The sequence below is a fragment of the Geobacillus sp. FJAT-46040 genome, assembly GCF_002335725.1.
GTDB lineage: Bacteria > Bacillota > Bacilli > Bacillales > Anoxybacillaceae > Geobacillus > Geobacillus thermoleovorans.
In genome coordinates this window covers 2588328-2597107 of the sequence record NZ_NISS01000001.1, presented here as the reverse complement: position 1 = coordinate 2597107, position 8780 = coordinate 2588328, and the positions used below count along the sequence as shown (strand labels likewise).

Below are 8780 nucleotides of genomic sequence, written 5' to 3'. Positions count from 1 at the left end.
CATCCTTGACACGTATGCACACGGTGGACGACACGATGATGTGGATGTTCCACTTGACGGAGCGTCTTCCCCTCATGTCCCTCTTGCCCACCAGGCTTTTTGCCAGACGGCTCGCGGGAGGAACGCTTTTTCTCAAAACGGTCAGAAGATGGGGGCAAATGGCTATTGGAGCTGTTTTTTTTCGTGCGTGCTTCCAGCTCTTGAACACGGTACTTCAGTTGTTCATTTTCTTTGCGTAGTTGTTTGTTTTCGTGACGCAAATGTTCATTTTCTTGAATGAGTTGATGAATGAGCTGTTTTTGTTGTTGAACTTTGCCGATTAAGCTCTCAACTGTAAATACAGCTTGTTGTACCGTCAACATGCGATTCACCTCCTTGTCTATCAATATTCACATCATGGACAGGAAAAGCAAAAAATATTCAGCTCACTTTATGATGTGGCTGAATAGTTACGCTACGTTAAATAAAGATAAGTTGAATCAGATAAAAATACCACTTACTACGTTAGAACAACAGAAAAAAATAGTAAAAGTTTTAAATAAAGCCCAAGAACTCATCGACAAACGAAAAGCCCAAATTGAAGCGTTAGACCAGTTAACGCAAAGTGTGTTTTTGGAGATGTTTGGGGATCCAGTAAGTAATCCAAAGGGATGGGATGTTAAGAAATTAAAAGATATTGCGGAAATTGAGGATGGAGATCGAGGTGAAAACTATCCGAAGCAACATGAGCTTGTTAGTGAAGGTATACTTTTTTTGTCTACCTCAAACTTTGTGAACAACAAATTAGACTTATCGAAAGTAACGTATATTACAAAGGAAAAGTTTAGTCAATTGAGAAAAGGGAAATTAAGACAGGGAGATTTAATTGTTACATTAAGGGGATCCATTGGGAATATAGTCATTTTTGATGAAGAAGGTTATGACACAGGGTTCATAAATGCTCAAATGGCGATTCTTAGATTGAAAAATGTTAATCGAATTTTTTTCCAGCAACTTTATACATCTAATAGCTTTCAATTAGTTTTAAAGAAAACACAAACAGGATCTTCTCAACCGCAGCTTCCTTTAAAAAATTTAAAAGAACTTGAGATCATTATTCCACCTTTAGAGTTACAGGAATTATTTGCAGCTACTATACGACAAATAAACTTAAAGAAAGAACTTCTTTTAAAAAGTCAAGCAGAGATACAAAATATGTTCAATTCCCTTATGCAACGTGCATTTAAGGGAGAACTATTCAACGATTAATAAATGTGAAGGAAATTCATGTCGGTTTGGTCAGGGGAGGGGTATTTGTTGTTATCCAACTTTCAGTTTTTAGTAGGAAAACCTCATTATGAGAGCTTTACGAATGCGTGTTTAGAGGCGGAAAAAAGTTTAGTTGTGAGTCCGGCGACGTGCGCGATTTTGACGCGCCGTGCGCTGGAGCTTGCGGTGAAGTGGGTGTACAGCTTTGACAGCGCTTTGAAAGTTCCGTATCAAGATAATCTTTCCAGTTTGATTCATGACAATGTCTTTTTGTCCATTATTGATGAAGACTTGTTGCCGTTGTTGCGTTACATTGTGAAACTAGGAAATGTCGCGGTTCATACGAACTCGATGATTACGCGGGAAGAAGCGATTCTTTCCCTGCATCATCTTCATCAGTTTGTCTCTTGGATTGATTATTGTTATTCAGATGAATATACGGCTACGGACTTTGATGAATCGCTATTGCCAATCGGCGAGGAAAAGCGCGAGCGTCCGGAAGAGCTGAAAGATTTATACGAGCGGTTAAGCTCGAAAGACAAGCGTCTTGAGGAAATGATGAAAGAAAACGAACAGCTCCGCGCTCTTCTCACCGCCAAACGGGAAGCGAATACAAAAGAGTATCACTTCCAAGTCGATGAACTGAGCGAATGGGAAACAAGAAAGAAATATATTGATTTAGATTTGAAGCTGGCGGGTTGGGAATTTAAAAAGGACGTTATTGTGGAATACCCTGTCGTTGGCATGCCAAATCAAGAAGGAGTCGGCTATGTCGATTACGTCCTGTTTGGCGACAACGGAAAGCCGCTGGCGGTCATCGAAGCGAAACGGACAACCGCTGATCCGAACAAAGGAAAGCAGCAAGCCAAACTATATGCCGACTGCATTGAAAAAATGCACGGCCAACGTCCGATTATTTTTTACACAAACGGTTTTGAAACGTATATGTGGGACGATCTTAACTATCCGGCGCGGAGAGTTTCCGGCTTTTACAATAAGGAAGAATTAAGCTTGCTTATTGATCGTCGGACGATGAAGAAGCCGCTAAAAAATGTGCAAATCAATGACAACATCGCGAATCGTTATTATCAAAAAGAAGCGGTGTTAGCCGTATGTGACGCGCTCGAGAACAAACGACGCAAAGCGTTGCTTGTCATGGCAACGGGGAGCGGCAAAACTCGGACAGCGATTTCGATTGTCGATGTTCTTACCCGTCATAATTGGGTGAAAAATATTTTGTTTTTAGCGGACCGCAAAACGCTTGTAACGCAAGCGAAAAATAGCTTTAGCCATTTGTTGCCGAACTTGACACTTTGCAATTTGCTCGATAACAAAGACAATCCAGAGGAAAGCCGCATGGTGTTTTCGACGTACCCGACAATGATGAACGCGATTGATGATGCGAAGCGGAAAGACGGCAGACGGCTTTTTACGGTCGGGCATTTTGATCTCATCATCATCGACGAGTCGCATCGGAGCATTTACAAGAAGTACCGAGCCATTTTCGACTATTTCGATGCCATATTGCTCGGGCTGACCGCCACACCAAAAGATGACATTGACCGCAATACGTATGAAGTGTTTGATCTGGAAAACGGCGTGCCGACGTATGCGTACGAGTTGGACCAGGCGGTGCAAGACGGCTATTTAGTCGATTACCGCACCATTGAGACAAAGTTGAAATTTTTGGAAGATGGCATTCATTACGATGAGTTGTCGGATGAAGAAAAAGAGCGGTATGAAGAAACGTTTGATGATGAAGTAGGCGAGGATATTGACAGTACCGCGTTAAACGAATGGTTGTTTAATGACGATACGATTGATACGGTACTGAGAGATTTAATGGAAAAAGGAATTCGCGTCGAAGGCGGGGACAAACTCGGCAAAACGATTATTTTTGCGAAAAACCATCGCCATGCGGAACGGATTGTGGAGCGATTTGATCAATTGTTCCCTGAATACAAGGGCGGCTTTGCACGGGTCATTGATTACAGCGTGAACTACTACCAAACATTAATCGATGATTTTTCCGACCGTAATAAATTGCCGCAGATTGCTGTATCGGTTGATATGCTCGATACAGGAGTGGATATTCCGGAAGTCGTCAACCTTGTGTTCTTCAAGAAAGTACGCTCCAAATCAAAGTTTTGGCAAATGATCGGACGCGGAACCCGTTTATGCAAAGACTTATTCGGAGTCGGGCAAGATAAAACGCATTTCCTTATTTTTGACTATTGCGGCAACTTTGAGTTTTTCCGCGAAAATCCAAAAGGAATCGAAGGAAAAGCGGTGGAAAGTTTAACGGAGCGTCTATTTAATGCCAAAGTCGAAATCATTAAAGAACTGCAGCATTTACAGTACCAAGAAGAAGAGTATATTGCCTATCGCAATGAATTGATTGACGAGGTGCTAGCGGAAATCAATAAGTTAAACGAAGAAAACTTCCGTGTACGCCAACATATTCAATATGTGCATAAGTTTAAAAACCGAGCTAAGTGGGATTCCTTAACAGCGATGGATGTAAATGAAATTAAAGAACACATTTCACCGCTGATTGTTCCGCTAAACGATGATGAGTTGGCGAAACGGTTTGATTTGCTTATGTACACGATCGAATTGGCGAAGCTGCAAACGAAAAATGCCACGAAGCCGATTCGGAGTGTGATTCGCACCGCCGAGGCGTTATCGAAGCTCGGTTCGATCCCGCAAGTGCAGGAGCAAAAATACATCATCGAAAAGGTGCAGACGGAAGAGTTTTGGAGCGAAGCCGATATTTTCGAATTGGAAGCTGTCCGTGAAGCGTTGCGTGACTTAGTCAAATTCCTTGAAAAAGAGACGCAAAAAATTTACTATACGAACTTTAAAGACCAAGTTTTAGAAGTCAAAGAAAACGGCCCGATGTTTACTGTCAATGATCTGAAAAATTATCGGAAAAAGGTGGAACATTATCTGCACGAACATCGCGACCAGATGGCCATTTACAAGTTGCGAAATAATAAAAAGCTAACCGTCCAAGACGTAAAAACGTTGGAGCATATTCTTTGGAATGAGCTTGGCACACAGGAAGATTATCAAAGAGAATTCGGAGACACACCGATTACAAAGCTCGTCCGCCAAATCGTCGGCCTTGACCCACAGGCCGCCAACGAAGCGTTTTCCGAATTTTTATCAAGCGAACGGTTGAACATCCAGCAGAGCCGCTTTGTCAAATTGATCGTCGATTACTTTGTGAAAAATGGAGTCATGGACAAGCGGGTGCTGCAGGAAGAACCGTTTAAAACCGTCGGCAGCATTGTTGAACTCTTTCAAGACAACATGGACGACGCGCGGAAGATTATTCGCATTATCGATGAGATTAACAGAAATTCAGAAGATATTGTGGGGGCGTAGCAAAAGCGTTCTTTGTGGTATCTATATAAGTTGCAATAAAGATTTTCCGATTGTTCGATTCTGTTTTCCTTCATAACAAGTCATTTTGATAGAATGCAGCGGGCGTTCTACTGGATGTAAAACAAAGTTTCAACTTATATAGTTAGCCGTTGGGTGTTGTTGCTAACGTTTCAATATATTCTGTTTTTCTTTGGTGTTAAGGCATCTTTGAGAGTGAAGTATCTCAAAGGTGCCTTCTATTTCTTATACATATAGAACGAAACGAGTATAAATGTTGTGTAGATAGCCCATATTGAGTCGAAATGGTTCGGCAAATATCCATGTATTTGATAATCTAAAATTGAGCCACTTTTCAACGGTTCGATCACATAAAAAATGAGCCACCCGATTTCCAATTTTCATCATCTTTGGCGAGGAGACCCCGACTTCTAAGCGAGAGCGAAAGTCGGGGAGGAATCGCCCTTCCTCCTTTCTTTTGTATATGATAGAATAAGAATGTGGAGAAAACCGTTGAATCAAGGCACTCCAACCCCCGTTACTCGATGTAGGGAGTTGGTTGCAGGAAACGTTGCAACCGTAAAACATCGAGCGTACATCCGTCTGTTGTGCGTGGAAGTCAAGTACTGCCTACAGACATGCCGAGCCACTCGGTAGCGATATAGGCATGACCTATGTCGTTGGGTAGTCGTCAACCTGCCCCTGATGCAACCCCAAGTCAAGGAAGGAGGACGAAGTCCGTTCGCACTTCTGGGGAGTTGCAAGCCCCCGCTTCAAGCGTTAGCTAAGTGGGGGTAGTTGACTACCTCCCTCCAACGATTATGATCGCCATCTTAAATTATCCCCTTTTCCCACATGAAACAGATCGCTTCCATACCGTTTTTCACATTCGTGAAGACGAAGAACAGTTTCTTTGGAGCCATCACCTAGCGAACGGTGCCAGGCACTGTTGTTATGGCCAAAAAAGGCAATAGGAAAGCAGAGGTGCCCGATTTTAGGCATCTCGTATAACCTGTCTGCCTTTTGGCTAGACTAAATAAGTTGTGGTTGGCGGAACGGCTCTTTGCGGGAGATCATGCAAAAGATGATCACCAACATCCGCCGAGCAATGGCGATGAGGGCTTTTTTCTTCCCGCACCGGGCCGCCAACGACCAAAACTTTCGGGACAAGGGATGCGTCTTGGATCGAGCTGCTGACCATGCCGCCTCGCATAACGCTGATCGAAGATGGGGATTGCCTTTTGTCGTGCGCGTGCTCTTTCGCTTTCCGGCGCTTTCATGGTTGCCGGGGGACAATCCAGTCCATGAAGCCGCCCGTTCCGGCGTTTCAAAGACGCTCATGTCGGTTCCCATCTCGGCTATGATGACGGCGGCGGTTTGTTTTTTCACTCCGGGCATGGTCATCAGCAGGTTCACTTCCTCGCGATACGGCTCGAGCAGGCGGTCGATGTGCTGGTCGACTTCTTCGATGAGCCGCTCCAATTCCTCAACGTGTTTCCACAAGAGGCGAAGGAGACGGAGCTCATGTTCGGTCAAGGTGCCGAGCAGCGAATCGTACACCGCCTGCTTTTTCGTTTTGAGCCTGCCGCGCAGGCATTGATCCAGCTCGTCCTTGTCCACGTATCCCTTCTCGAGCAGCCGGGCAAGGATGTTTCGTCCGGAAACGCCGAAGAGATCGGAGAGGACCGAGCTGAGTTTGACATTGGAAGACTCGAGCACTTTTTGAATCCGGTTTTTCTCCGACGTCAGCTGTCCGACCCATTTTTTGCGGAGGCGGGTAAAATCCCGCAATTCGCGAATATCCGCCGGGGGGACGAAACTTTTTTCAACGAGTCCAGGCGGAGCAGCTTGGCGATCCACTCGGCGTCCGAGACATCGGTTTTTCTTCCCGGGACATTTTTGATCCGCTGCGGATTGGCCAGTGTCAAGTCGACATAGCCCTCGAGGAAGGCGAAGACCGGTTTCCAATACACGCCGGTGGATTCCATGGCGACATGGGTAACGCCATGTTCTTCGAGCCACTCGAGCAGGTCACCAAGTCCCTTCGAGAACGTGGAGAAGGTTTGAATGTCCTTTTGAATGTGTCCATCTTCTTCCCATAGCGCGCAGGCGACGATGGTTTCGGCATGAACATCCAATCCTGCGCAGCGGGGATAGATGACATCCATGATGAAAATCCTCCATTATGGAAGGAGAGATGGATTTTCATGCCTGGGTGGGGAGTAAAATTTACTCATGGATGTTTTTTGTTTTTCATTCAAATAAATACTTGAATAATAAAAGAAATGGGGTATAATATATTCAAACGGAAATTTGAATATGAAAGGGGGATACTGAATGAGTAAGAAAGATATGGGGTATAATATATTCAAACGGAAATTTGAATATGAAAGGGGGATAATGAATGAGTAAGAAAGATACATGTGAAATTAATTGTTATGACGAAGAAAAAGTCAATCGAATACAAGGGGAATTGCAAAAAGAAGATATATCCAGTGTTGTCCTGTTGTTTAAAGCACTGGCAGATGAAAATAAGGCAAAAATTGTCTATTCACTTTGCCAAGATGAAGAGTTATGTGTATGTGATATTGCTAATATCATCGGGGCTTCTGTTGCAACCACTTCCCATCATTTACGGACTCTTTATAAACAAGGGATTGTAAAGTATCGAAAAGAAGGAAAGCTAGCATTTTATTCGCTGGATGATGACCATATTAAGCAGTTAATCATGATTGCGTTAGCACATGAGAAAGAGGTGAAAGTCTGTGTCTGAACAACAAGCAAAATTATCTAAATCAGAAGCGAAAACCTACCGTGTTCAAGGATTTACTTGTGCAAACTGTGCGGCAAAGTTTGAAAATAATGTAAAATCATTGCCAGGTGTTCAAGATGCTAAAGTAAACTTTGGAGCGTCTAAAATTACCGTTTGGGGTACAACAACCATCGAAGAATTAGAAAAAGCAGGAGCTTTTGAAAACTTAAAGGTTCGGGAAGATAAAGAAAAATCAGTCAAGCGTGAACCTTTTTGGAAGCAAAAAGAGAACATTAAAGTGTATATTTCCGCCGTTTTGCTTGTGATCAGTTGGTTTTTAGGGAAGCAATACGGAGAAGAGCATATCTTTGCGACAATTGGATATGCTGCAGCAATTTTAATCGGTGGATATTCGTTATTTATAAAAGGGTTCAAAAACCTAGTTCGATTGAATTTTGATATGAATACGCTGATGACAGTGGCGATTTTAGGAGCTGCAGCGATTGGTGAATGGGGAGAAGGTGCAACGGTTGTTATTCTATTCGCCATTAGCGAAGCCTTAGAGCGTTATTCCATGGATAAAGCTCGTCAATCCATTGAATCGTTGATGGATATTGCTCCAAAAGAAGCATTAATTCGTCGCGGAAATGAAGAAATGATGGTCCCTGTTGACGATATTCAAGTCGGAGATATTATGATCGTAAAGCCTGGTCAGAAATTAGCGATGGATGGAATCGTCATCAAGGGTACATCTACGCTAAATCAGGCTGCCATTACGGGAGAAAGTGTTCCAGTAACCAAAACAGTCGGTGATGAAGTCTTTGCAGGAACATTGAATGAAGAAGGGTTATTGGAAGTAAAAGTGACAAAACGAGTGGAAGATACAACTCTTTCGAAAATCATCCATTTAGTGGAAGAAGCTCAAGCAGAACGAGCACCTTCTCAAGCGTTTGTAGATCGTTTTGCCAAATACTATACACCAGCCATTATCATTTTTGCTCTTTTACTAGCCGTTATTCCTCCATTATTTATGGGTGCTGATTGGAGCGAATGGATTTATCGAGGTCTAGCTGTATTAGTGGTTGGTTGTCCGTGTGCGTTGGTTATTTCCACGCCTGTTTCGATTGTAACTGCCATTGGAAATGCAGCGAAAAACGGTGTGTTAATTAAAGGTGGTATTTATTTAGAGGAAGCAGGAAACTTAAAAGTGATTGCTTTTGATAAAACAGGAACATTAACAAAAGGTATTCCTTCCGTCACCGATGTAGTCACTTATAATGGCAATGAAAATGAACTAATGACCATTACAGCAGCCATTGAAAAAGGCTCACAACATCCACTTGCTTCCGCCATTATAAGAAAAGCAGAAGAAGATGGATTGAATTTTAATGAT

The 8780-nt window shown here is 43.0% G+C and carries 5 protein-coding genes and 2 pseudogenes; 5 read left to right on the top strand and 2 right to left on the bottom strand.

From position 1 onward, the window contains the following. Positions 1 to 362 (bottom strand): DUF6444 domain-containing protein (locus tag CD000_RS13855; RefSeq protein ID WP_233130441.1); only part of this gene is annotated, 362 nt, incomplete at its 3' end. 13 nt (positions 363 to 375) lie between these two features. Here CD000_RS13855 and CD000_RS13850 point away from each other — a divergent pair. The 3 genes and pseudogenes from CD000_RS13850 to CD000_RS19690 all read left to right on the top strand — a co-directional run. Then, positions 376 to 1248: a restriction endonuclease subunit S gene (locus tag CD000_RS13850; protein ID WP_233130456.1), complete on the top strand. Its 873-nt coding sequence runs from the start codon at positions 376 to 378 to the stop codon at positions 1246 to 1248. A 48-nt stretch (positions 1249 to 1296) separates the two neighbouring features. After that, positions 1297 to 4638 carry a DEAD/DEAH box helicase family protein gene (locus tag CD000_RS13845; protein ID WP_096226298.1) on the top strand — a complete coding sequence of 1114 codons (3342 nt, stop codon included), beginning with the start codon at positions 1297 to 1299 and terminating at the stop codon, positions 4636 to 4638. 803 nt (positions 4639 to 5441) lie between these two features. Next, positions 5442 to 5564, top strand: a pseudogene (locus CD000_RS19690) (Rpn family recombination-promoting nuclease/putative transposase); the annotation flags it as partial. Between the two features lie 103 nt (positions 5565 to 5667). On the opposite strand, the pseudogene CD000_RS13830 reads toward CD000_RS19690, so the two are convergent. Continuing rightward, positions 5668 to 6803, bottom strand: a pseudogene (locus CD000_RS13830) (IS110-like element ISGka2 family transposase). A gap of 236 nt (positions 6804 to 7039) precedes the next feature. On the opposite strand from CD000_RS13830, the gene CD000_RS13825 reads away from it, so the two are divergent. Further along, positions 7040 to 7408, top strand: coding sequence for an ArsR/SmtB family transcription factor (locus tag CD000_RS13825; RefSeq protein WP_096225878.1), 369 nt, complete (start codon positions 7040 to 7042; stop codon positions 7406 to 7408). After that, positions 7401 to 8780 (top strand): heavy metal translocating P-type ATPase (locus CD000_RS13820; protein ID WP_096225877.1); only part of this gene is annotated, 1380 nt, incomplete at its 3' end. The genes CD000_RS13825 and CD000_RS13820, both read left to right, overlap by 8 nt.

Bases quoted from the DNA above. Each gene is read 5' to 3' on its own strand.
- CD000_RS13825 (WP_096225878.1), top strand. From the start codon at position 7,040: ATGAGTAAGAAAGATACATGTGAAATTAATTGTTATGACGAAGAAAAA.